At 67.2% G+C, this 24,663-nt stretch carries 15 protein-coding genes; 11 read left to right on the top strand and 4 right to left on the bottom strand.

The features are described from left to right. Positions 1 to 28: 28 nt before the first annotated feature. Entirely contained in the window at positions 29 to 373 is a 345-nt protein-coding gene (locus KOM00_RS13065) for a YtxH domain-containing protein (RefSeq protein ID WP_216499380.1), read from the top strand. Between the two features lie 36 nt (positions 374 to 409). Further along, positions 410 to 601 (top strand): ferredoxin, encoded by a 192-nt coding sequence (locus KOM00_RS13060; RefSeq protein WP_216499379.1) that lies wholly within the window; start codon positions 410 to 412, stop codon positions 599 to 601. A 143-nt stretch (positions 602 to 744) separates the two neighbouring features. On the opposite strand, the gene KOM00_RS13055 is transcribed toward KOM00_RS13060, so the two are convergent. From KOM00_RS13055 to KOM00_RS13045, 3 genes are read right to left on the bottom strand one after another with little or no spacing between them, the layout of a single operon-like run. Further along, positions 745 to 1,932 (bottom strand): cytochrome b/b6 domain-containing protein, encoded by a 1,188-nt coding sequence (locus tag KOM00_RS13055; RefSeq protein ID WP_216499378.1) that lies wholly within the window; start codon positions 1,930 to 1,932, stop codon positions 745 to 747. Continuing rightward, on the bottom strand, positions 1,929 to 3,644 hold the full coding sequence (locus tag KOM00_RS13050) for a nickel-dependent hydrogenase large subunit (protein WP_216499377.1): 1,716 nt from the start codon (positions 3,642 to 3,644) through the stop codon (positions 1,929 to 1,931). Before KOM00_RS13050 ends, KOM00_RS13055 begins: the two co-directional genes overlap by 4 nt. A gap of 57 nt (positions 3,645 to 3,701) precedes the next feature. Further along, a complete protein-coding gene (locus KOM00_RS13045) occupies positions 3,702 to 4,889 on the bottom strand; it encodes a hydrogenase small subunit (protein ID WP_216499376.1) in 1,188 nt (395 codons plus the stop codon). A 286-nt stretch (positions 4,890 to 5,175) separates the two neighbouring features. Between KOM00_RS13045 and KOM00_RS13040 the strand changes: the two genes are divergently transcribed. The 5 genes from KOM00_RS13040 to KOM00_RS13020 all read left to right on the top strand — a co-directional run bounded on the left by KOM00_RS13040 (position 5,176) and on the right by KOM00_RS13020 (position 20,248). Then, positions 5,176 to 9,798: a pilus assembly protein gene (locus KOM00_RS13040; RefSeq protein ID WP_216499375.1), complete on the top strand. Its 4,623-nt coding sequence runs from the start codon at positions 5,176 to 5,178 to the stop codon at positions 9,796 to 9,798. A gap of 2 nt (positions 9,799 to 9,800) precedes the next feature. Beyond that, complete coding sequence (locus tag KOM00_RS13035; protein ID WP_216499374.1) at positions 9,801 to 15,017, top strand: MBG domain-containing protein; 5,217 nt, start codon at positions 9,801 to 9,803, stop codon at positions 15,015 to 15,017. Between the two features lie 69 nt (positions 15,018 to 15,086). Further along, complete coding sequence (locus tag KOM00_RS13030; RefSeq protein WP_216499373.1) at positions 15,087 to 16,577, top strand: M15 family metallopeptidase; 1,491 nt, start codon at positions 15,087 to 15,089, stop codon at positions 16,575 to 16,577. A 390-nt stretch (positions 16,578 to 16,967) separates the two neighbouring features. Next, a complete protein-coding gene (locus KOM00_RS13025) occupies positions 16,968 to 17,723 on the top strand; it encodes a substrate-binding domain-containing protein (protein ID WP_216499372.1) in 756 nt (251 codons plus the stop codon). A gap of 32 nt (positions 17,724 to 17,755) precedes the next feature. Continuing rightward, positions 17,756 to 20,248, top strand: a complete 2,493-nt coding sequence (locus KOM00_RS13020; RefSeq protein WP_216499371.1) for a methyl-accepting chemotaxis protein — start codon at positions 17,756 to 17,758, stop codon at positions 20,246 to 20,248. A 105-nt stretch (positions 20,249 to 20,353) separates the two neighbouring features. Here the strand turns inward: KOM00_RS13020 and flgM are convergent, their stop codons facing one another. Beyond that, positions 20,354 to 20,638 carry a flagellar biosynthesis anti-sigma factor FlgM gene (gene flgM / locus KOM00_RS13015; RefSeq protein WP_216499370.1) on the bottom strand — a complete coding sequence of 95 codons (285 nt, stop codon included), beginning with the start codon at positions 20,636 to 20,638 and terminating at the stop codon, positions 20,354 to 20,356. 395 nt (positions 20,639 to 21,033) lie between these two features. On the opposite strand from flgM, the gene KOM00_RS13010 reads away from it, so the two are divergent. The 4 genes from KOM00_RS13010 (at position 21,034) to KOM00_RS12995 (ending at position 24,520) form a co-directional block, all read left to right on the top strand. After that, complete coding sequence (locus KOM00_RS13010; RefSeq protein ID WP_216499369.1) at positions 21,034 to 21,234, top strand: hypothetical protein; 201 nt, start codon at positions 21,034 to 21,036, stop codon at positions 21,232 to 21,234. A gap of 13 nt (positions 21,235 to 21,247) precedes the next feature. Further along, positions 21,248 to 21,616, top strand: a complete 369-nt coding sequence (locus KOM00_RS13005; protein ID WP_216499368.1) for a rhodanese-like domain-containing protein — start codon at positions 21,248 to 21,250, stop codon at positions 21,614 to 21,616. Positions 21,617 to 21,877: 261 nt separating this feature from the next. After that, the gene (locus tag KOM00_RS13000) at positions 21,878 to 23,302 is read left to right on the top strand and encodes an OmpA family protein (RefSeq protein ID WP_216499367.1); all 1,425 of its coding nucleotides are present in this window, start codon (positions 21,878 to 21,880) and stop codon (positions 23,300 to 23,302) included. Between the two features lie 222 nt (positions 23,303 to 23,524). Next, positions 23,525 to 24,520, top strand: a complete 996-nt coding sequence (locus KOM00_RS12995; protein WP_216499366.1) for an aldo/keto reductase — start codon at positions 23,525 to 23,527, stop codon at positions 24,518 to 24,520. The last annotated feature ends 143 nt before the right edge of the window (positions 24,521 to 24,663 follow it).

The following is a 24,663-nucleotide window of genomic DNA, read 5'->3' as shown; positions in this document are numbered from 1 at the left end:
GTCAAAACCAGCGGACGGAGGAGACGGTATGGGACACAAAGAGTGCTGCGAAGGAGGGTGCATGGTGAAGCTCGTGGTGGGGGGACTGATCGGAGCCGGGCTCGCGCTGTTACTCGCTCCCCAGGCCGGCAAGAAGACGCGGAAGTACCTCGCCTCCTTGGCCGAAGACGTCGGGGGCAAGGCCAACGATGCGGTGAGCGACTTCGCGGAGACGGTTTCGGACTTCGTGGAGCGTGCCAGCGACCGCGCCGCGGATTTCCTGAAGGAGAAGGAAAGCCTGACCAAGGAATCCAAGAAGATGTTGCTGACGGCGCTGGAAAAGGCACAGGAGAAACTGGAAGAGCAGAGGAAAAGGCTTGAGGATAGCATCTAGCGGGGTCTTCACAATCAAACAACAGGAGGTATCACCATGGCAAAAGAACCCTGGGTCGACCAAGACGTCTGCATCAGCTGTGGTCTTTGCACCGACAACGTACCGGAAGTGTTCCGGTTTGCCGACAACGGCAAGGCAGAGGCCTATGACCCGGCCGGCGCTTCCGAGGACGAGATCCAACGTGACGCCATCGACGTCTGCCCGGTGAGCTGCATTCATTGGCGCTGATGCCCCGATAGCAAAGGACGCAGCAAAAAGGCCGCACCCCCAAGGGGTGCGGCCTTTTTAGTTACCCCTCACCCCGACTCCGTGGGGAGAGGGGATGCTGCGGACCTGCTTCTCGGGCGCTTGTCGTTGTCCATTGTCCATCGTCAATCGTCAATTGCATCCGCGTCTTCGAACCTGGTCCCCTTGCGGCACCAGCGGCCGCCGCTCACGATCGAGGAGAGGGCGCCTTCGCGCTCGACCGTGTCGGCGCGGACCGAAAGGTAGACGTGGATGGGAATGAAGGCGAGGAAGATCCACATGATCAGCTGGTGGGCCAGGCGCAGATACTGCACCCCGACCAGGTTGTCGAACCGGACCAGGTAACCGAAGAACCAGTTGTCGGGGGAGTAGAGCGCGTACAGGGCGAACCCGGTGAAAAGCGCCAGCAGCCCGACCCCGAAGATGGCGGTGTAGGCGACCTGCTGCAGCGGGTTGTGACCGATGTAGTGCGGGGGACGATCGAAGCGGCAGAAGAGGTAGTTCTGCGCCACCTGGAGCAGGTTCTTCAGGTCGCGCAGCCGCACCGGGAACAGGGCGTACCAGCGCTGGAACCGGTTGGAGGCGAGGAAGAGCCCGGCGATGCGCAGGATGGCGGCGCACAGAAGGAGCCACCCCGCCACGAAGTGGGTCAGCCTCAACCAGCTCAGATAGTTGGAGTAGCCGTCGGTCACCCCGTAGACGAACCGGCTGCTCCCCATCAGCAGGCCGGTCAGGGAGAGGATGACGATCAACAACACGGACAGCCAGTGCAGCACGCGCAGCTGCCAGTCCCACACCGGGACGTAGTAGAAATCCCGAGGCTCCTCGCTGCGCCGGCTCTTCTGCCTGGTGGCCCGCACCGGGATGTAGCCGAGGAATTCCCACCGCTCTGTGCCGTCGGCGGCAATGCTCCCTCTCCCAACGCCAAGCGCGCGGAAGCCGTGCGTCATCTGCATCTCCGCCTGGAGCTCCGCGCGGTAGCGGGTCGCCTCGTCCGGGTGGCAGAGGTAGAGGATGGTGTCCACCTCGCCGCGGGCGATGAGCGCCTCCTCGCCGGAATCCACCCGCCGCACCCGGGCCACGCTCCGGGCCAGTTGCGGCTCCAGCGGGGTGAAGCCGGTCTGCTCGTAGTGACGCAGGTCCTCCTTCTTGGAGGCGGCGCTCAAAAGCGCCAGGTCGACCGGGTCCGCGGTCCCGAAGGGAGCCCCAAGGGCTGCGGCGATGAGCAGGTCGCGCCGCTTCCTCCCGGCAAAGGGGACCGGGTCGCCAAGCTCGATGCGGATTTCCGATTCCGGGATCTGGTAGAGGCTCATTGCACCTTTACCTCCACGCCGCCGCCACCGGGCACCAGAAGGTGCACGGCGCAGGACTCGCACGGGTCGAAAGAGTGGATGGTGCGCAGCACCTCGATGGGGCGCTTGGGGTCGGAGAGCGGGTGCTTGCCGTCGCCGGCCAGGGCCTGCTCGAAGGGCCCCATCTGGCCGCCGGGGTCGCGGCCGGAGCTGTTCCAGGTGCTGGGGACCACTGCCTGGTAGCGCGAGATGCGCCCGTTTTCGATCTCGATCCAGTGCGACAGGGTGCCGCGGGCCGCCTCCATGAAACCCGTTCCCTGGGCCTGGCGGGGCCAGCTCGAGGGCTCCCAGAGTTCCGGGTTGAAGGTGGCCACGTCACCGGACCGGATCCTCTCGTTCAACTGGGCGAACCACTGGTCCATGCGCCGGGCCAGGAGCACCGACTCCAGCGCCCGGCAGTAGGTCCGTCCCAGGGTGGAATTGAGCGCGGCGACGCCGCCGCCGAGCCTGGCGAGCCCCTCGCCGGCGAGCCCGACCGTCTCGGCGTGTCCCTGCGCGCAGGCGACCATGATGCGGGCGTTGGGTCCCACCTGCACGGCGCGCCCATCGTAGCGCGGCGCCTTGCACCAGGTGTACTTGGGGTGGTCGGAGAGCTCTTTGAAGGGGGGCTTCGGGCCGGTGTAGTTCGGCTCGGTGCGCCCCTGCCAGGGATGGAGCCCCTGCCGGTCCCCCTCGGGCTGGCTGTACCAGGCCGAGGAGATGAACTCGGCGATCTTCTTGGGATCGAAGGGGTGGGGCGTGCCGTAATCGCCGTCCAAGACCAGCCCGGCCGGGACCACCCCTCCCGCCGGGGCGCCCGAGCAGGAGTAGGCGCTCTCCCCGGTGGCGAGGAGGGTGGGTGAGGAGACGCCGATGGCCGCGTATTCCGGGTAGAAGGAGGCGATGGCGAGGACGTCCGGGTAGTAGACCTCGAGCACGAAGCGCCTGGCCTGGTCGATCATCCCGGCGATCTCGTCCAGGCGCACCCGGTTGATGGCGATCTGGTTGTCGAGGTTGATGGAACAGGCCATGCCCCCCACCAGGTAGTTCGGGTGCGGGTTCTTGCCGGCGAAGATGGTGTGCAGGCGGATGATCTCGCGTTGCCAGGAGAGCGCCTCCAGGTAATGGGCGAGCGCCATCAGGTTCGCCTCGGGGGGGAGGCGGTAGGCGGGGTGTCCCCAGTACCCCCCTGCGAAGATGCCGAGCCCCCCGCCGGCCGAATCAGCCACCCGCTTTTGCACCTCCCGGAACCAGGTTGCCGAGTTGTTGGGCCAGGGGGAGAGCGAGGCTGCCAGGCGGGAGGTGGCGGCGGGGTCGGCCTTGAGCGCGCTCATCACGTCGACCCAGTCCAGGGCGTGCAGGTGGTAGAAGTGCATCACGTGGTCCTGCAGGGTGGCCATCCCGGAGACCAGGCTGCGGATCAGTTCCGCGCAGGGGGGGATCTTGCACTTGATGGCGTCCTCGACGGCGCGGACCGACGCGATGGCGTGCACGCCGGTGCAGACGCCGCAGATGCGCTGCGCGAAGGCCCAGGCGTCGCGCGGGTCGCGCCCCTGCAACACCCTTTCGATCCCCCTGAACTGGGTCGCGCAGGCCCAGGCGTTGCCGATCCTCCCCCCCTCGCTCTCCAGCTCGATGCGCAGGTGCCCCTCGATTCGGGTGATGGGATCGATGACGATACGCTCGCGGGCCATCGCGACCTCCTTTTGGTGTTCAAAACCAAAGACGCCGAATATCAGCTCTAAAAGCTGTTACGCCCTTTTGTCTCCCTCTTCTTCCGGCTTCTCCTTGTCCCCGAGTACCGCGAGCGGCAGGGTCTCCGGCTGGGCTTTCTTCGCCCTCTTCTTCGCGATCACGGTGGCGGCCGAATGGACCATCACGCCGCCCACCGAGGCGACCACGGCGGCGGCGCCGATGGTGTTGGCGGTTGCCTCGACCCCCAGGCCGGGGACCACGAAACCGGGGAGCCTGCGGTAGAAGGGGGTCATCCGGTCGTAGAAGTGGCGCTCGGTGCAGCCCAGGCAGGGATGTCCCGCCTTGATCGGGAAGCTCTGTCCCAGGTTCCACTCAAGCGTCGCGCAGGGGGCGAAGGTGGCGGGACCTTTGCAGCCGAGGCGGTACAGGCAGTGTCCCCGACGGGCGTTCTCGTCGTCGAAGCGCTCGGCGAACTGCCCGGCATCGAAGCTGGCCCGGCGCGGGCACTTGTCGTGGATCCTCTGGCCGTAGGCGAAGAGCGGGCGCCCCATGCCGTCCAGGGGCGGGGGGTGTCCGTAGGCGAGGTAGTAGGTGAGGGTGGCGGTGATGGTTTCGGCGATGGGGGGACAGCCGCTGATGTTGACCACGGGGCGGTCGGTGATGACGTCTGAGACTCCGACTGCGCCGGTGAGGTTGGGGGAGGCCGCCTGGACGCAACCGTACTCGGCGCAGGCGCCCACGGCCATGATGGCGTCCGCCTTCTGCGCCGCGCGGCGCAGGATATTGGCGGCCGAATCGCCGCCGATGGTGCAGCAGGCCCCGTCGTATCCCAGGGGGACCGACCCGTTCACCAGGAGCAGGTGCGGCTTCGCAGCCGCCTCACGCAGGACCTCTTCGGCGGCGCTTCCCGAAGGGGCCATCAGCAGTTCGTTGTAATCCAGGGAGACCTGTTCCAGGACCAGCCGGTCGATGGGGCTGCTCCCCGAGCGGAGCAGGCTCTCCAGGCAACCGGTGCATTCCTGCAACTGCAGGTAGATGACGCTTGGGCGTCTGGCGCCCGAGAGCTTCTGCGCCATCTCCTCGGCCAGGGCATGGGAGCCCCCCGGGAGCGCCGCGGCGGCGGCGAAGCAGGCCGCCATCCTGCCGCAAAAGGTGAGAAACTCGCGCCTGCTGACGCCGCGCCGCGACAGAAACTCCTCGAAGGTCTCGCCGCGCGACCAACCGCCTTCCACGGGATCTTTCATATCCGTTCTCCAACTCCGCTTCCTTCCCGCTGGGGAAGGCAGGTGCGAGAACCGCCAGGGCCGATGGGAGTGCCGTCGAATGTTCCAATGAACACGAGGAAAAGATTAACGCTATAAAAAACTATGTCAATTAGAGGTTTGGCCGGTTCCCCGGCCGGAACTCCTTAAAAGGTGTGGGGACTTTTTTTTCGCACTCTCGACGCTATACTTCTCTGATTGAAATTTTCTAATAATAGAGGCGCGTCCGGCATCCCGACGCGAGCCTTTAATGGGAGAGGTGGCCGAGATGGGAAAGGGTAGGGTACTGGTCGCCCGGGTGATCGCCCCGGCTGTCGTATGCTTTGTGGTGCAGGTGCTGCTTTGGCTGCCGCTGCAGGCGCGGGGAGAGGATGCCGCGGTCTCGATGCCGGCCTATTGCAGCGTCCCCCCCTTGCCCGGCCTGGGCATCAAGCCGAACCTGCTCCTTTTGATCGACAACTCCGCCAGCATGTACGATCTCGCCTACACCGACCCCGGCACCTTCTGCCTGGATGACAGCTTCGATCCTGCCCACAACTACCCCGGCTATTTCCAGCAGGACAAGCTCTACCGCTACGTCGTCGCCAGCGACAGCTTCGCCGTCGCCACCGGCACCGGCATCGACGGGAGCAGCTGCAACCTGGCCGGCACCACCTTTTTCTGCGTCAACGTGGATGCCAAGAAGAAGGCGGACCGCTTCCTCGCCACCGGTAAGTTCCTGAACTGGCTCGCCATGAGCAAGCTGGACCTGGAAAAGCTGGCCCTCACCGGGGGGAAGTACGACCCGGCCACCGGCAGGCTTCAGGCGGAGTCGCGCGGCTGCCAGGGGAAACGGTACGTGAAGATAGTCAACGACGGCAACGGCGTGCCGCTTCCGGTGACCTTCGGGGTGCGCGGACCGATCCCCTCCGAGTCGGGGTACGTTTCCCAGTCCAGCCACGGCGGCCCGACCCGGATCGACATCTACCCGGCCAGGTACAACAAGGACGACTGCCTCGCGGCGGTGCGGAAATGGCAGGAGGGCGCCGGCGCGACCGACCTCGCCGATTCCGCCGGCAGGTGCCTGGGGCCGCTGTACGACGCCAACAACGTGCCGACGCCGGGCAAGATCTTCACCCAGGCCCTGAGCCTTTGTTACTCCCATCGGGCGGGGGCCCCGATCCTTCCCGGCGAAGTGACCCTGCTGCAGGCGGACTGCGCGACCCGCTACCTGAAGGTGTACGGATCCAACCTCATGAAGATCGTCAAGAACACCGGCGACGACGTCTGCGCCAGGGGGATCTTCCACGACCTGCGGAACCACGAGGGGATCACTTTCAGCTTCGGGTACCTGGGGCAGTGCTACAAGATGGGTACCGGCGGCTGGCTCCCGCAGTGCGCGCCCTACGTGATCGAGGACTTCTGCAGCGACCTCACCGACCCGTGGCTGGCCGACCCGTCGGCCAACGCGAACCAGGCCGGGAGCAGGGCGAGCCTCCCCTCCTTCATCCTCGACGCGGGTATCACGAGCCTCGGCGCCGTGGCGCTGACCGCCCAGGTTCGCCTCGCCCCGGATGCGGCGCCCGCAGGGCTCGTGCAGCAGTTCGCCTCCGACATCAATTTCGGCGCCATGGTATTCAACGACGACGGGGCCGGTTCCGAGTGCGGCGGCGCCATCGGCTGCTTGAGCCACTGCAGTAACGCCAACGACCCCGTGCCACACAGCGAATGCAACTTCAACGTGGACTGCGACGGCGCTATCCCGAACTCCGGCGTCTGCCGCCCGGATCCCCGCAAAGACGGGGGGAGGGTCATCTCCTACCTCAACCTGTCGCCGCTGGGGGATCACTCCAGCGGGCTGGTGGCGGCCATCGACGCCGTCAGGGGGACCTCCTGGACGCCGCTGGCCGAGACCTTCTACGAGGCCATCGGCTATTTCGCCGGCAACCCCTCCTTCAGGTTCCAGCCGGAGGACTACGACACGGCGTACCCGCCGTCGAAGTACGGCTGCCAGAGGAACAACGTCCTCATCCTGAGCGACGGCATGTCCACGGCGGACCGCGCTGCCGCCACGAACGGCTTCGTGGAGGCGGCGGTGGCGAGGTGGGGGGGCGGGGGCGATCCCATGCCCGCGAGCCAGGTCACCGGCTCCGGCACGGCGGCGACGGCCGCCCCGGAAAACGCGGGGAGCTACAACCTGGACGACCTCGCCTGGATCGCACGGCACCGCAACATCATCGACCCGGCTCAGCCCATCGAGCTGCAGAGGCAGTACATCACCACGCACGTGGTCTACACCGGGCCCCCCTGCGGCGACCCCGGGACCGGGACCGGGTACAACGCGGACGGCAGCTGCGCGACCGGCGACGAAGGGGTCCCCGAGAAGATGATGCAGCTCACCGCCGCCAAGGGAGGGGGGAGCATCAAGACGGTGCAGGATCCCGCCGGCTTGCAAAACGCGCTGAAAGGGGTGTTCCAGCAGGTGATCGGCGGCCCAAACGCCGGGACCAGCAGCTCGATACTGGCAACCGGGGAGGGAAACGGCGCCCTGTTCCTGCAGCCCCAGTTCTACCCGAACAAGAGCTTCGACGGGGGGCAGAGCTCGGCCGCCTGGATCGGGGAGCTGCAGGCTCTTTGGTACTACATCGACCCCTTCGTGGGGAGCAGCGGCGCCGCGAGCGGCATCAGGGAGGACACCGACGGCGACAAGACGCTCGACCTGAAGCGGGACCGGGTGGTCCGGTTCGTCTCGGACCCGGCGCTGGGCGAGGCCCGGGCCAGGCTCTACCTGGACGCCGACGGCGACGGGGTCGTCGACCCGGGGCAGCCGGCCGGCTACCCGCTGGAGGTGGCGCCCGAGGCGGTGCAGAGCCTTTGGCGCGCCGGGCGGCAGCTCCGGGAGAAGGGGGCGTCGGACCGGACCATCTACACGCAGACCGACGGTGCCTCCCTGGTTCCCTTCCTGGACGGCTCGGTGGCGGGAAACCGGCAGTTGCTGCTGGCCCGGGACCAGGCCGAGGCGGAGCAGATCGTCGCCTTCGTGCGGGGGATCGACGACAGTGAAGGGAGGAGCGGGGCGCCCACGAGGGACCGCGGCGTGGCGGCCTACGGCGGCAGCGACAAGAAGGTCTGGAAGCTCGGGGACATCGTCTCCTCCGCGCCGGTGCTGCAGACCTCGGTCCCCCTCGGGAGCTACCACCTTCCCCCCCCGCGCGGCTACGGGGACGGCTCCTATCTGCAGTTCATCGACCCCGGGGGGACCTACGCCAACCGGGGCACGGTCTACGTCGGCGCCAACGACGGCATGCTGCACGCCTTCCGGCTGGGGATGCTCAAGGTACGTCCCGGCAAGTCCGAGACCTGGCCGGCAGATCGCAAGGCGGTACTGCTCGGCAGCGGGGTGGGGGAGGAGGAGTGGGCCTTCGTTCCCCAAAACGCGCTCCCCTACCTCCGGTACCTGAAGGAGCCGCTCTACCCGCATCTGTACTTCGTGGACGGCCCCACGGCGCTCGTCGACGCCTGCATCGGCGATCCCGAGCGCTGCAGCCGCGACGACTACTGGAACTGCCTCAGGGAGGGCGCGGGGAGCTGGCGCACCGTCCTGATCGGGGGGATGGGGCTGGGAGGGGCGAGCAGGCCGGCAGGGGCCTCCTGCAGCGACCAGGGGAGCTCCGCCACCTGCGTCAAGGCCCCGGCGGTGGGCGTTGGGGGGCTCTCCAGCTATTTCGCCCTGGACGTGACCGGGCAGGGGGGGGACGGCAGCGGCACGCCGCGGCTCCTCTGGGAGTTTTCCCACCCGGAGCTCGGTTTCGCAACCTCCGGCGCGGCGGTCCTGCGCATCAAGGCGCGCACCCTGAAAGGAACCGACCTGGTCCACGACACCGACAAGAACGGGCGCTGGTTCGCCGTCTTCGCCTCGGGCCCAACCGGTGCGGTCGAGAGGGAGAGCCGGAGCTTCACCGGCACCTCGGACCAGAACCTGAAGCTCTTCGTGATCGACCTGAACGCCGTACCGCCGCTCACCCTGGGGCGCAACTACTGGGTCATCGACACCGGCATAGCCAACGCCTTCGGCGGCAGCATGGCGGGTGCGGGGATCGATGCCGACAAGTGGGACAGCTCCCCCGCAAAGGTCGGGCAGTACGAGGACGATGCCCTCTACCTCGGCTACACCCGGCTCGCCGCGGGAGGGGGGTGGACCGGAGGGGTGCTGCGCCTTTTCACCGGGCATGACCCGGACCCGGGCAACTGGAAGACAAGCCGGGTGATCGACGACGTGGGGCCGGTGACCGGCGCGGTGGCCAAGCTCCAGGACCGCCAGTACAAGAGGCTCTGGCTCTACTTCGGGGGGGGGAGGTACTTCAACACCCAGGACGACCTCTCCCCGCAGCGCGCGCTCTACGGCGTGAGCGAGCCCTGCTACGCCGGCGACAACACCCTGCGGGGGGACTGCAGCACCCCCACCCTCAAGCCGTCCGACCTCAACGACGTCAGCGACGTAGCCACCGCCGTTCTCCCCCGGAACCAGGGGAGCGGCTACCAGGGGTGGCGCATCCTCCTCGACCCCGCCTCCGGCGCCCTCGGGAGCGAGCGCGTCGTGGACAGCCCCGCCTCGGTCACCGGCGGCGCCGTCTTCTTCCCGACCTTCAAGCCCCCCCTGGACCCCTGCCTGGAGGGGGTCTCCTACCTGTGGGGGGTGCACTACAGCTCGGGCGCCGGCATCCCCTTAGTCTCGGCCCAGGCCCTGGTCCCGCTCGCCAACGGCAGCAGCGCCGAGATCGACGTGGGGAGCCTCGGCGACCGGGGCAAGCGGCGCAGCGCCCCGCTGCCGGGTAAGGCGCTCAAGCCGCGGCTGGTCACCAACAGCGGCCTGAAGCCTCTGAAAAAGATCATCCACATCCAGGAGCGCTAGCTATGCGAGAGGTGGCTGCGGCAAGAAGAACCCCGGTGCCGGACGCGCGGGAGATGCCCCGTGGGCCCGGCCGCGAGACGAGGAGGTCGCTCGTTGCGATCGTGCTGTTATCGCTGTTGCTGGCGTTGACGGCGTCCCCCTCCCTTGCCATCTCGCCCGGCCTGGACGGTTTCGGCATCTACAACGGCGGCAGCGTCGCCATCAGCGGCTCCGTGCACGCCATCGCGCAGCAGCGCCAGGACGGGAAGATCGTGATCGGCGGCGACTTCACCCTCGCCGGCGCCGCCCAGACCCGCAGGAATATCGCGAGGATCAACCCCGACGGCACCCTGGACACCTCCTTCGTTCCTCCCCTTCTGGACGGCCCGGTGCATGCCCTGGCGCTCCAGCCCGACCCGGTCAGCTCAGCCAACCCGGACCTCGTGCTGATCGGCGGCGGCTTCACCACGGCCGGCGCCACCTCCCGCAAGGGGGTGGCGAGGCTGTCGGGGGGCGACGGTTCCCTCGACCCGGGCTTCGACCCGGTCACCACCCCGGCACCGGTGAGCGTCAACGCCATGCTCCTGCTGCCGGGAGGGAGCGGCATCCTGGTGGGGGGGACCTTCGCCGAGATCAAGGCCGGTGTAGCGACCCGCAACCTCGCCGGGGTGTCGGTGGCGGGGGCGGCCAGCGGGGAGCTCAGCTGGAGCTATCTCGGCGGGCTCGGAAACGACGCGGGGAACGTGGCGGTACACGCCCTGGCGCTGCAGGACGGGTCGGTGCTGGTCGGCGGGGAGTTCGCCACCCCTTGGTCGGCCAACATCGCCAGGTTCTCCGCCTCCGGGGAGTACGACGCCGGCTTCAGGCCTCCCGCGCCGGGAGGGGGGGTGCGCGCCCTGGCCGTGCAGGAGGACCGCTATATCCTCGTGGGGGGCGATTTCTCGGGAGGGCTCCTCGCCCGCGACTACCTGGCGCGGCTCAAGGAGGACGGCACCCGGGACGACGGCTTCGATGCCGGCTTTATCCAGGCAGCCGGCGCCCGGGTCTCCTCGCTGCTGCCGCAGCCCGACGGGAAGATCCTGGTGGCGGGGGAGTTCGCCGTGGGACCTCCCCTGGCCCAACGCAGGAACCTGGCCCGCCTGAACCTGGACGGCTCGCTCTCCGCGGTGACCTTCCCCCCGGCGGACGGGGCGATCCGGGCGCTGGCCAGGCAGGGGGACGGCAAGATCCTGGCCGGCGGCGACTTCGCCAACATCGGCGCGGCCCCGCGCACCTCGCTGGCGCGTTTCTATCCCGAGCAGGGGGCGCTGGACGACGACCTCCCCCAGTTGGTGGACGACCCGTGGGAGATGGTGGTCAGGGCGTCGCTTGGGACCGACGGCAGCACCTACCTTGCCGGTACGTTCACGACGCTCATGGGGAATGCGGCTCCCTACAACGCAAGGCTTAAGCAGGATTGGTCCCTCGACCACTCTTTCGGGCCGCTGGAGTTAGAGCAGCGCGTCTTCAGCATCGCGCAGCTCCCCGACAGGGGGATGCTCCTTGCGGGCGAGTTCCTGACGGTCAATGGCGTCCCCCAGCGCGAGCTGGTACAGGTGGACCGGGCGGGGGTGCCGGGGCCGGCCTCGTTCAACACGGCGGTCGATTCCCGCCTCAACGCGGGGTGGGGGTGGATATCGGCGCTGGTCCAGCCGGCCGACGGCACCCTCGCCGAGGACGGCATGTTCTACGTCGGGGGGTACTCCGATGCCGTCTCGACCTGGCGCTACCTGTCCCGGTTCAAGGGTTCGGGGGAGCGCGACGAGAGCTTCGTTCCCCCCGCCGAGCTGGACGGGGTGGTGACCTTCCTGGCCATCCAGCGCGGCAACCTGCTCCTGGTCGGCACCGACACCGGCAAGGTGCTGCGGCTGCTGCCCGACGGCTCCCTCGACCCCGCCTGGAACGGCGGCACACCGGTGCAGTTCCCGGGGGAGGTGGACACCCTTTTGGAACTGCCCGACGGGGGGATCCTGGTTGCGGGGAACCTGAAATACCCCGGCAGCGTCACCGACCCCGTCACCGGCCTGCCGGTGCCGCTCTGGAGGAACCTGGTGCGCCTGGGCAGCGACGGGGCGGTCGACGAGGGGTTCGTGTTCGAGTCCCGCTCCAGCAACCCGGTCTACCCCTCCCTCATCACCAACGTAACCCTCCAGGCCGACGGCGGCATGCTGGTCTACGGCATCTTCGACCGGCTCTACGACGGCTTCGGGACCGTGCTCGACCGCTCCTGCCTGGCTCGGGTCACCGCCGAGGGGCGCCTGGACCCCTCCCTCGACCTGGCCATACCGGTCCCGGGGTGGGGGCCGGGGGGGCTCGTGAACAGCGTGACCCTGCAGCCCGACGGCAAGATGCTGGTGGCCGGCGATTTCGTCGGGGTGGGGGGAAGGAACAAGCTGGCCCGCTTTGCCAACGGCTGGAGCTCCGAGGAACTCTCGGTCTCCCCCGCCGGGGACACGGTTACCTGGCTCAGGTCCGGGAGCGCACCCGAGCTCTGGCGGGTGAGCTTCGACTACAGCGAGAACCCCGACGCGGCCGCCCCGGTCTGGATACCGCTGGGGCAGGCGCACCGCATTCCCGGGGGATGGCAGCTCGACCGCCTCGACCTTCCCTCGCTGGGCACGGACGTAAACCGCTACCTGCGCGCCAGGGGGGTGGTGGCGGGGGAAGCGGGGAGTGCCGGGGACCTGGTGGAGTCGGTGCGGCTTTACCGTCTCAGGCCCCGGAAGGTCACCGTCACCGTCACGGCCCACGCAAAGGAAAAGATCTACGGCGCGGCCGACCCACCGCTCACCTACAGCTTCGCCCCTCCACTAAACGGCGCCGACCGGATCAGCGGGGAACTCTCCCGGGTCTCCGGCGAAAACGTCGGGAGCCACGCCATCACCCGGGGGACCCTCGCCCTGGGAAGCGGCTACGACCTCGTCTTCAACGGCGCCAGCCTCACCATCACCCAGGCCCCGCTGCTGGTGAAGGCCGACGACCAGGCAAAGACCGCCGGCTTCGCCAATCCCCCGCTCACAGCAACCTTTTCCGGACTCGCCCCCTGGGACAGCGCGGCCAGCCTCGGGGGAGCTCCGCTCATCACCACGGCGGTCGATGCCGCCACCCCCAGGGGGAGCTACCCCATCCACGCCGAGCTGGGGAACATCACCAGCGCAAACTACCGCTACAGCTTCGCCGACGGCAGCTTCACCGTCGCCGGGCGCCCCCAGAGCATCACCTTCGCGCAACCTCCCCCGAAGGTCTACGGTGCCCCCCCCTTCGCAGCCGGGGGGAGCGCCGGCAGCGGGCTCCCCGTGAGCTACGTCAGCTCCAACCCGGCCGCCGCCGTCGTGGTCGGCGGGGAGATCCGCATCACCGGCGCGGGGAGCACCGTGATCACCGCCTCCCAGGGGGGGGACGGTTTCTGGGATCCGGCCCCCGAGGTCCCGGTGACCCTGGCCGTCGCCAAGGCCCCCCTGCGGGTGGTGGCCGAGGACAAGTCCCGCGCCTACCTCACCCCGAACCCCGAACTGACCGCAGCCTACCTCGGGTTCGTGAACGGGGAGGGGAACTCCGTCCTGACCGGCGCCCCTGCGCTAGCAACCCTCGCCAGCCTGTCGAGCCCGGCCGGGAGCTACTCCATCGTGGCCGGCGCCGGCACGCTGCAGGCGGCGAACTACCAGCTGGTGCCGGTGAACGGCACGCTGACCGTGTACAGGTCGTGCCAGGAAATCACCTTCCCCGCCATCCCGGAACGGACCTTCGGCGATCCCCCCTTCCAGATCGTCGCCTCCGCCTGCAGCGGGCTCCCGCTCGGCTTCCGCAGTTCCAACCCGGATGTGGCCCGCGTGGACGGCGACGTCATCACCATCACCGGCGCGGGGAGCGCGGTAATCACCGCTTCACAGGGGGGGGGCGGCGACCTGGAAACGGCCCCGGAGAAATCGCAGCCTTTCGTGGTGCACAGAAACGGACAGCAGGTGAGCTTCACCTCGCCGGCCCAGAAGGTGGTGGGGGACCCACCCTTCGACCTTGAGGGGAGCGCGAGCAGCGGGCTCCCGCTCAGCTACCGCAGTTCCGACCCCGCCGTGGCTACGGTGGAGGGGAGCACGGTGACCGTCGTCGGCGCCGGCACCACGGTCATCAGCGCGCTGCAGGAGGGAAGCGGCAATTACCTCCCCGCCTTGCCGGTTTCGAGGACGCTCGCCGTGGCCCAGGAGGGAACCCCGCCGCAGCTCTCCCTCTCCACCCTCAACGCGGGGGCGAGCACCGCCAACCCGGTTCTCAACATCATGGGGAGTGCCGCGGACGTCTCGGGCATCGCGAGCCTCAGGGTGGCCGGCAGCGAACGCAGCGCCGACGCGGCGCTCTTCAGTTCCGCCGTCATGTTGGCCGACGGGGAAAACTCCATCGTGGTGACCGCCCGGGACGGAGCCGGAAACGCGACCACGCACACCTTCAGCGTCACGCTGGACGCGCTGGCGCCGGTCCTGGCGGTGAGCGTCCCCGCGGACAACAGCGTCACCGATGCCGTGAGCTGCGCCGTCACGGGGACCGCACCCCCGGGGAGCACCGTGAGCATGGCGGTGAACGGCGCAGCCCTGCAGCTCCTCCAGGTCGGCGGCGGGGGATTCACGGGAAGTGCCCTCCTCGCCGAAGGGGTGAACACCATCGAGCTGAACGCGGAACTGGATGGACGCAGCGCGAGGGTCAAGCGGAGCGTCACCTTCAACCCGGCAGCCCCGGCGCTCTCCGTGAACGACCCGGTGCAGGACCTGAGGACCGAGGCGGAGTCGGTCACCATCCGCGGCACGGCGGGGAGCGCGGCGGCGGGAAGGGTGCAGATAGAGGCGGGAGGGGCCGTGTTCGCCCCCGAGGTGGCCGCCGGACTCTTCCAGCAACAGCTGCCGCTTGCCCTGGGGGAAAACCGGATCACGGTACGGGCCAGCTCCGCCGACGGGACGACCAGCGTGGCGCACAGGAACCTGGTGCGGATCGGGCTGATCGGCGGCGACCTCGACGGCAACGGCAGCGTCGATATCCGGGATGCCTTGCAGCTATTGAGGATCTCGCTGGGGGCGGAGCCGGCGACCGCCGCGGCACTGGCCCACGGGGACCTGGCCCCGCTGGTGAACGGGGTGCCCCGGCCGGACGGTGTCATCGACGTGGGGGACCTCCTGGTGCTCTTGAGGAGGATCGTGGGGGTGCTGCATTTTTAGGAACTTTTCCTTGCCTTTCCCGCTCCAACATCGTAAAGACGTCTCTAATCTATCCACCAGGAGCGGCGCATGAAAAGGAGTTGGCGATCCATCTTCGGCGGCTGTGTGTTCTTAACCGTCGGCCTCGTTATGGGGTGCAGCTCCGGGGGGGAGCTGCCGCGGCGCATCGGCGAGAGCCTGGACGGCCTCGCCCGCAACTCCGAAAGCGGCCAGTTCCTCTACGTCGACCCCGGCACCCCCGGGCTGCCGCAGGCGACCCTCTACCCGGTGCGGCGCTCGCTTTTGGGGTGGGAACTCGCCTTCCCGCCGGTCGCGGTCAACCTTGGGCGCAACGGCGTGGCGCCCCCCTTCGAGAAGCGGGAAGGGGACGGGCGCACCCCGGCCGGGATCTTCCCGCTGCGCACCGCCTTTGGCTATCCGGCCACCTTTCCCGGCAAGTTCCCCTGCCGCCAGGTCGACACCCAGGACCTCTGGGTGGACGACCCGCAATCCCCCGACTACAACCGCTGGGTCTGGCGCGGCGAGACCAGGGCCGCCTCCTTCGAGGAGCTCCTGCGTCCCGACCCGCTCTACCGGTACGCCCTGGTGCTCGACTACAACAGCGAACCGGTGGTGCGCGACCTGGGGAGCGCCATCTTCATCCACGTCGAGCGCGGGCCGGAGACCGGCACCGCCGGCTGCGTCTCGCTGCCGGAAAAGGAGCTGGTGCAGCTTATGGGGTGGCTCGACCCGGAGCAGCGCCCGCAGGTGGTGATCGGCACCGCCTCCGCCGTCGCGGCCGCTTCCGCCGGCATCGCGGGACAGCTGCCGGCCGACCTGCCGGCAGGGCTTAAGGGGAGGCTCGCCGAGGGGGGGCGCCTCCTCGCGCTGCGTCACGGCACCGGGGGGTTCTTCGCCGCCGCCGTGTCGCTGCCGGAAAGCGTCGGACGGCAGATGCAGGAGAAGAACTCCTGGCGCCCGGAGTGCCCGGTCCCCCTGGACCAGCTCGCCTACCTGGTCACCTCCTTCTGGGGCTTCGACGGCAAGCCGCACTACGGCGAACTGGTGGTGCACCAGGCACTCTCCGCCTTCTTCATGGACTCCCTGCACCACGCCTACAACGGCCGTTTCCCGATCGAGAGGATGGAGCTCATCGACGCCTACGATGCCGACGACTTCCGTTCCATGGCGGCCAACAACAGCTCGGCCTTCAACTGCCGCGAGGTTCCCGGCAGGCCCGGCGTCTTCTCCAGGCACAGCTACGGCGCCGCCATCGACATCAACCCGCGGCAGAACCCGTACCTGATGCTGGAGGAGGGGGCCCGGCCGCAGACGGCAGGGATCACGGGGGGCGCTGCCGCCCGCGAGTTCTGTCTGGGGAACCCCGCCCTGTGCCGCGTGCTCCCCGCCACTTCCGCCGACCACCTCGACCGGCAGCAGCAGCGCCCCGGCATGCTCCAGCCGGGGGACCCGATGCTCGCCCCCTTCCGCCAGCGCGGCTTCACCTGGGGGGGGAGCTGGCGCTTCCCCGATTACCAGCACCTCGAATACGACCTCGGCAGGCTCCTTTCCGGGCCGTAGCGGTCGAGTCGACCCATTATTTTTGATTAACCATGGTGTTCCGCTCGTCCCTCTCCCTCTGGGAGAGGGTGCCCGGGGGGCGGACGAGGGCTCTGCCGGCTGCTGGTATTTGCCCCATGCCAACGCTCACCCTGACCCTCTCCCGTTGCGGCCCAACACCCAGGAATGACAGGCCCATTTCAGTTCTCCCCGTCTCTTCTGCTCCTCTGCCGCACCAAGACCACCCGCAGTCGCTCTCGCCTTCGACTCCCGTCCCTTCCAACCTCGATGCCGTCGCCGCAACCGACCGAGCGCCATCTGCCCGATGCCGTATACGTATGCGGCTTTTTTTATCTCTAATGGTTTTATCAACAGCACCGATACATAGAAAAAAATTCCCGGAGGTACTTAATGAAAGCGATGGTGAAACTGGCAGTTTGTGGTCTCGTGGTGCTGGCATCGGCAACAGCCTACGGGGAGGATATCAAGGTCGGTGGCGGCGGCGCCTCCATCAGTGCGGTGTTCAACCCGATAAAAGCCCCCTTCGAAAAGGCGACCGGCGACACCCTGATCATCCTGCAGTCCTCGCCCAAGGACGGCCTGATCGACCTGGTCAAGGGGAAGGTCGAGATGGCAACCGGCGCGGTCCCCTTCGAGTCCATGGCATCGGGCGCGGAGAAGGAGGGGGTCAAGGTGAACCGCGATGCCCTGGTGGTGCAGCAGATCGCAGAGAACCGGACCGCCATCTTCGTGCATCCCTCCAACAAGGTCGCCAAGCTCTCCAAGGAACAGTTGAAGGGGATCTTCACCGGGAAGATCGGCAACTGGAAGGAGGTGGGCGGCGACGACAAGGACATCATCGTGGTATGGGGCAAGGGAACCCCGGGTCAGAACGCCCAGTTCCAGAAGGAGATCCTGGACGGGGCCGGGGTGACCAAGGACATCCTGGACACCACCAACTACGCCAAGATCAAGGAAGGTGTGTCCGCCACCCCCGAGGCGATCGGCATCGACCCCTTCGGCATGGCCGACGCCTCGGTGAAGGTCGTGGAGGCCCCGGCGCTCATCAGCCCGATCCTGGTGGTGACCCAGGGCAAGCCGTCGGCCAAGCTCCAGAAGGTGCTCGATTACATCAAGGGCGATGGCGACAAGTACGTGAAGAAGTAACCGCGACGACGCGAACCTGAACTGGTGCCATTATGACGATAAAGACCAAGCTGATCTGCAACGCCCTGCTCACCCTTGCCGGTATCGCCGTCATCGGCGGGGTGAGCCTCCTGGGCATGAAATTCGTTCAGGGCAAGCTCTTCATACTGACCGAACGTTCCACGCCGTTCCAGTTGAAGACCATAGAGATGCAGCGCTCCCTGCAGGAGCACACCGCGAACCTGTCCGAGGTCGCCGTCGCTGCCAACGTCAACTCCCTCGCCGCGGCTCGCAGCAACGCGGAGCGCACCCTGTCGGAGCTGCACAAGGCGGGGGGGGAGCTTGCGGCACTGAAGGGGAACGAGGGGGCAGCCGCCGACGTGGAGGAGGTGGAGCGTCTTGAGCGGCTGACCCGGGAGATGTTCGACACTACCCAGGGAAGGCTCAAGGCCGAGGAGGGGGCGCGCCAGGCCGACCTGGCCATGAAATCGGAACTGACCGAGATCACCCGCAAACTCTCCGAGCTGGATGTTTCCATCCAGAAGCGTCAGAAATCTTCGGCGCGCCAGCTCTCGGTCTCCAGCGGTTCCGCCAGCGAGATCACCCAGAAGCTGATGAACCTGACCACCGCGAGGGACTTCCTCAAGGACGCCAATTTTGCCCTTGCCGAGCTGCTCAAGGCGACGGGCAAGAAAGGGGTGATCATCGCCCGCGGCAAGCTGGACGCGGCCCTCAACGAGTTCGGGAAGAACCGGCTGGTCACCGCCGGGGACCCCAGCGTGAAGGCCCCGGTGGAACTGGCGGCCGACGCGCGCAAGCTGGTGAACGGCCCGCAGGGACTCCTCGAGCTGAAGGGGGGGGTACTGGCCAAGGGGGGAGAGCCTTCCCCCGAGTACGAACAGATGGCGCAGAACGTGGCCGCCAAGCTTTCGGGAGCGGTGATCGAGATCGAGCAGTCGGTGACACTGGCGACGGGCAAGTACAACCAGGAAAGCCGCAGCCACGACGATTCCTTGAAGGGTTCGAACATGGCGGGGGACATCCTGGCCATGAACGGGACCCTGATGTCGCTCGGTCTGGACATAAAAAGCGGCATCAAGGAGCTCTTCGCGGCCCGCACCAGGGAGGAGATCGCCCAGGTGAGCGGCGAGCTGCGGCAGAAATTCACCACCGCCGAAGGAATCGAGGGGCGCATGGCGGCCGCGCTCGGTTCCAGGAACACGGCCGAGGCGGGGGTCCTGCGCGGGGTGGCGGCCAAGCTCGCGGCCATCAAGTCGCAGTTGATGAACAGGGACGGGGTGATCGACAAGCTGCAGCTGGTGGTGCAGGTCCGCGCGCAGGCCGCCGCGCTGAACCTGAAGCTCAAGGAGTTGGTGGCCCAGCAGAACGAGCAGGGGAAAAAGGGGGTCACCGCGGCGCAGGGGGAACAGGAGAAGGCGGTCGCCTCGGTGAACCGCATGGTGCGAAGCTTCGTGGTGGCGGTGTCCCTTCTGGGGGCGGCCATGATGATCTTCGGCCTGGTCACCAGCGTCCTGCTGGCGCGCTCCATCACGACGCCGGTCCGGGAACTGATCGTCCTGGCCACCGGGTTTGGCAACGGCGATTTCAGCGCGCAACTGGACGCCCGGCGCAAGGACGAGTTCGGCGAGGTGGCGCGGCACTTCAACCAGACCACGGCCAAACTCGGCGAGATCACCGGCGCGCTCAGCCGCGCCATCGGCAAGCTGGCGGAACACTCCCGCCACCTCTCGGTGACCGCGGAGGAACTGGCGCAGGGGGCGCGCGAGCAGGCCATCGCGACGGAACAGTCCGCCGACGCAGTGGGGCAGATGTCGCAGAGCATCAACGAGGTGGCGGGGAGCGCGGCCCAGGCCTCGGAGGCCAGCCAGCAGGTGCTGTTAACCGCGGGGCAGGGTGGGGAGGTGGTCGCCACCACGGCCCGGGGGATGGAGCAGATCGCCGCCTCGGTGCGGGAGGCAGCGGCCCAGGTGCACAGCCTCGGGGAGAGATCGGAGCAGGTCGGTTCCATCGTGGGGATCATCAACGACATCGCGGACCAGACCTCGCTTCTGGCTCTGAACGCCTCCATCGAGGCCGCCCGTGCAGGCGAGATGGGGATGGGGTTCGCGGTGGTTGCCGACGAGGTCCGCAAGCTCGCCTCCCGCACCACCGAGGCCACCTCCGAGATCGGCGCCATGATCCGGGAGATCCAGGAGGGGACCACACGCACGGTGCGCGCCATGGAGGCAGGCACCCAGAACGTCTCCGACGGGGTGCGTTGCGCCGGTGAGGCGAGCCGCTCCCTGGAGCAGATCCTCACCGTTTCGACCCGTGGTGCCGAGATGGCGGAGCGGATCGCGGCGGCGGCCGAGCAGCAGTCGACCGCCATGGTGGAAATATCGGCCAACGTGGACGGCATGGCCGATATCACCAAGCGCGCCGAGCAGTCAACCGACGAGGTCAGGCGTGCCTCGGTGGAATTGCGGCAGATAGCTGAGGAGCTTTCCGGCATGGCGGCCTGGTTCCGGCTCTCCGGGGCCGCCTAGCCCCGCCGGGCGCGGGAGGGCTGCATCGGCAAGGGAGCACCAAATGAAAACGGCGCGTCACCGGTTGGGTGACGCGCCGTTTGGCGTTTCAAGGGAGGCTGCCGCTCAGACGCCGCTCGCTGCCGAGAGCATCTTCTCTGCCACCTGCCGGGAATCCACCCGGTATTCTCCCGACTGGATCTGCGCCTTGATGGCGGCTACGCGCCGCGCCTGCTGCTGGTCCAGCTCCTTGGTGGAGATCTCGGACAGGGACGTGGAAAGCTCAACCAGGTCTTGCTGGCGTTCCGGGCTGCGGCCCGATTGCTGCGCCCGGGTCCGCGGCGCGGTATCCATCCTTCCCTCTACGGGAATTGCAGGCTTGGCCTGCTCTATTTTATCGGTGATGTTCATATCTCCGGCTCTTTGCTCGTTGTAGGTGTGTATGCGGGAACTATCTGAATGGTAGTTGTTTTTCTGCATAAAGCCCAGTGATTTTTATTTCATTATCATTGCGGCAGATCATCGCCCGCAGGGACGTTCGCCAGACTACCCGGCGCACCCCGACAGTCATTGCCTTCCCCCTTGAGTGCATCGTTGTTCTTCGACTCCTCTTTGGCGTCTCCGCATCCTTTCCCCCGGTTGTACCCTGTCAACTTGACGATTGCGCCGGGTGCTCTGCTACCTGCTTCTGCTCCAGTCACCGTAAAAAACAAAGATTGGCGTGTTGACATTAAAATACACTAAGTTATTTTTGATGGGTGCCGCCCGCCGGGTAACAGCGGGATGACCGGCAAAAGGAGGAGGCCATGGCCACTGTGCAAGCGCAAACCCAGGCGCCGTCGACCGTTCCCGCCCCGGCGGTGAAGCAGCATTCCTTCGCGACCTTCGCCCTGAGCGTCACCCTCTTCATCGTACTGGCCATCGCCCTCTTCGTGTACCTCACCTTGAGGAGGAAGGTCGACGGCAAACACGTGGACCAGAAGGCCGGCGACGAGGGGGAGGACTGACCACGGAGGGATCATGCAGCGCGATCTGGCGGTTTCAACGGATTGGGTATGGGAGCGGATCAAGGAGGGGGAGCCGCTTTTTTTTGTCGAGTTGCGGCACCCGGGCGACGCCGACTTCGCCGTCCAGAGGGTCCGGGGGGCGCTGCGGGTCAACTTCGACGACGCCAGGCGGCACCTCCAGGAACTGCCGCGCGACCGCCTGGTGGTGGTCTGTTCGGCCGCGCCGACCGACGAGCCTGCCCTGGAGCTGGCCGCATTCCTCGGCGACAACGGTGTCCGGGCGCGGGCGCTCGAGGGAGGGGTGTCCGGGTACCTCGAGGCGGGGCTTCCGGCAGAGGAGGTCAAGGCGGCCCGCGACATGACCCGCTCCCGGGGCGAGTGAGCCGCGAACTGTGCATGCTTTGCGCAGCGGCTCCCAGCGCGGTTTTTGGCGGGTTGACAGCCAGACGAATGACGATATATTGGTAAACGTTAATTTTTCCGGCAGTGGCAGACGAGGCGCTGCGGGTACTGAATCAGGGAGTTAGCGGGATCTTTCACGCCGGCTAGGGCCGGGACTGGATGGGCCGGACAGAGGCCGGCTCGAAAAAATTAGCGGGAGGATCCCGGGAGAGGGATCCTCCTCAACAAGGAGGCTACCACGATGAAAAAGATCACCGGCTTTATCTGCATCATGGTCCTGGCCGTGATGGCGCTGGCCGCCACGGCGCACGCCGGAGAACGTGCGGGGGCGTTCTCCATCTCCCCCTTCGTCGGCGGGTACATCTTTGACGACTCGAAGCTGCCGCAGCGCAACTACACCCAGGACCGTCTGCTGGGCGGCTTGAGGCTCGGCTACGACTGGACCGACAACTTCGCGACCGAGCTGGTGGGGACCTACCTCAAGGTGGAAGACGCCGCCACCGACGATGAACACGGCATGTACTCCTACCGTCTCGACCTGATCTGGAACTTCATGCCCAGGTCCGTCATCGTCCCCTACCTCGCCCTGGGGGGGGGCGGGACCACCATCAGGTACAAGCACGCCAATTCCCATGACGGCACGGCCAACGGCGGCGCCGGCTTCAAGATCTTCCTGAACGACAACATCGCCCTCAGGGCCGACGGCCGCCGCATCATCGACTTCCAGAGCGACCACGCCCGGGAAAACATCGCCAGGAACTGGGAATACAGCCTCGGCCTCACCTTCGTGATGGGCGGCCGGACCATGAAGGCCGCTCCTGCCAAGGCCGCCGCTGCCGAGCCCGGTGGCACCGTAGCCCCGCCCCCGGCCCCGGCGCCTGCGCCTGCGCCGGCACCCGAACCGCAGCCGACAGCCGCCGAGCCGACCCCGGGGCACTACAAGTACTGCATCACCCTGCAGGGCGAGTTCGACATCGACAAGGCCATCGTGCGCAAGGAACTGCGCGACCAGATCGCACAGGTCGGCAACTTCATGAAGAAGTATCCGACCACCACGGCAGTCATCGAGGGGCACACCGACAACGTCGGTTCCTACAACCACAACATGGACCTCTCCCAGCGCCGCGCCCAGGCCGTGGTCGATGTCCTGACCGAGCAGTACGGCATCGATCGCTCGCGCCTCGCCGCCAAGGGGTACGGCTTCACCCGCCCCATCGCCGACAACGCGACCGATGAAGGGAAGCAGAAGAACCGCCGCATCGAGGCGATCATCGACTGCGCCTTCGACGTGCAGCAGGTCACTCCGCCGGAGCGGCTCTGCATGTCCCTCGTGGTTGACTTCGATCCGGGCAAGGCCGAGATCAAGCCGCAGTACCGCGACGAGATCGCCAAGGTGGCCGACTACATGAAACGCTACACCACAACGACCGCCGTCATCGAAGGTCACACCGACAACACCGGCGACGCAGCCCACAACATGAAGCTGTCCCAGCAGCGCGCCCAGAACGTGGTCGACTACATGGTGAAGAACTTCGGCATCGAGCGCTCCCGTCTCTCCGCCAAGGGGTTCGGCTCGACCCGCCCCGTCGCCTACAACAACACCGCGGAAGGGCGGCAGAAAAACCGCAGGATCAACGCCATCATCGACTGCGTAGTCAACAAATAGCCATGAGCGGCCAGGGCACCAGCGCTCGCCTTCAGCACCCTGGCCTTCGGCAACCCTAACCAGTGCTGCCGCAAAAATAGCCCATATCCTATATGGGCTATTTTTGTTGCCGGCGTTTTCAGGCGGTTCCAGGTCCTACGTTTTAATTCAACCCGGATGGTGGACACGTAGAACGTGGAACGTAGAACGAAGAACATAGAGCCTGTTTTGCGGGAGGTTTCCATGCACAAACGAAAACTGGGGCAACAGGGGCTGGAGGTGTCGGCGCTTGGGCTTGGCTGTCGGGGGCTGACCTACTGCTACGGTAGCGGCGACCTCTCCGAGTCGATTCGGGTGCTGCGCCGCGCCATCGAACTGGGCATCACCTTCTGGGATACGGCCGAGGTCTACGGCCCCTTCTGCAACGAGGAGCTCCTGGGACGCATCTTGAAGGAGGTCCCGCGCCAGAAACTGGTGCTGGCGACCAAGTTCGCCTGGCGCTTCGGCCCGCACGGCAGGCAGATCGGGCTCGACAGCAGCCCGGCGCAGGTACGCCGGTCGATCGACGGCTCCTTGAAGCGCCTGGGGACGGATTACATCGACCTCTACTACCAGCACCGCCTGGACCCCGCGGTCCCGGTCGAGGATACGGTGGGCGCCCTGTCGGAGCTGGTGCGGGAGGGTAAGGTGCGTTACATAGGCCTTTCCGAGGCGGGGCCGGGCATCGTGCGTCGGGCCCACGCCGTGCACCCGCTTTCCGCGGTGCAGTCGGAGTACTCGCTGTGGGAGAGGGGGGTGGAGGACAAGCTCCTGCCGGTGCTGCGCGAACTGGGCGTCGGCTTCGTGGCCTACAGCCCGATGGGGAGGGGTTTCCTGGCGGGGAAGATCCGCACGCCGGACGACCTGGAGCCCTGCGACTGGCGCCGCAAGAACCCGCGCTTTCTCGCCGAGAACCTGCGCCACAACTTCACCCTGGTCTCCATGGTCAACGAGCTCGCCTGCGCCCACGACGCCACCCCGGCACAGGTGGCGCTCGCCTGGCTGCTGCGCCGCGGCAGCGACATCGTCCCGATCCCGGGGACAAGGCACCTGCGCTACCTGGAGGAGAATGCGCAGTCCGTGGGGCTGAAACTGTGCGACGACGTCTGGTGCACCCTCGACAAGTCCGTCTCCGGCTTCCGGGTGGCAGGGGCGCGCTCCCCCGAGGCGGCGCTGCGTTTCGTCGACGGCCCGGAGTAGTCGGCCCCTGAAAGGGAACAGTCCGGGAGCAAAACTGTATCAGGAGAGCGTGGCCAAGTCATAGAGTCGGCAGACACAGTTCCTATTTGCCCTATCACTTGTTATAGTCATGGCAGGAAGCATCGCACTTTTCCTGTCACAGT

It is taken from the genome of Geomonas diazotrophica, assembly GCF_018919385.1.
Taxonomy (GTDB): domain Bacteria; phylum Desulfobacterota; class Desulfuromonadia; order Geobacterales; family Geobacteraceae; genus Geomonas; species Geomonas diazotrophica.
The sequence above is the reverse complement of the archived record's forward strand: the minus strand, read 5'-3'. Positions and strand labels throughout refer to the sequence as shown.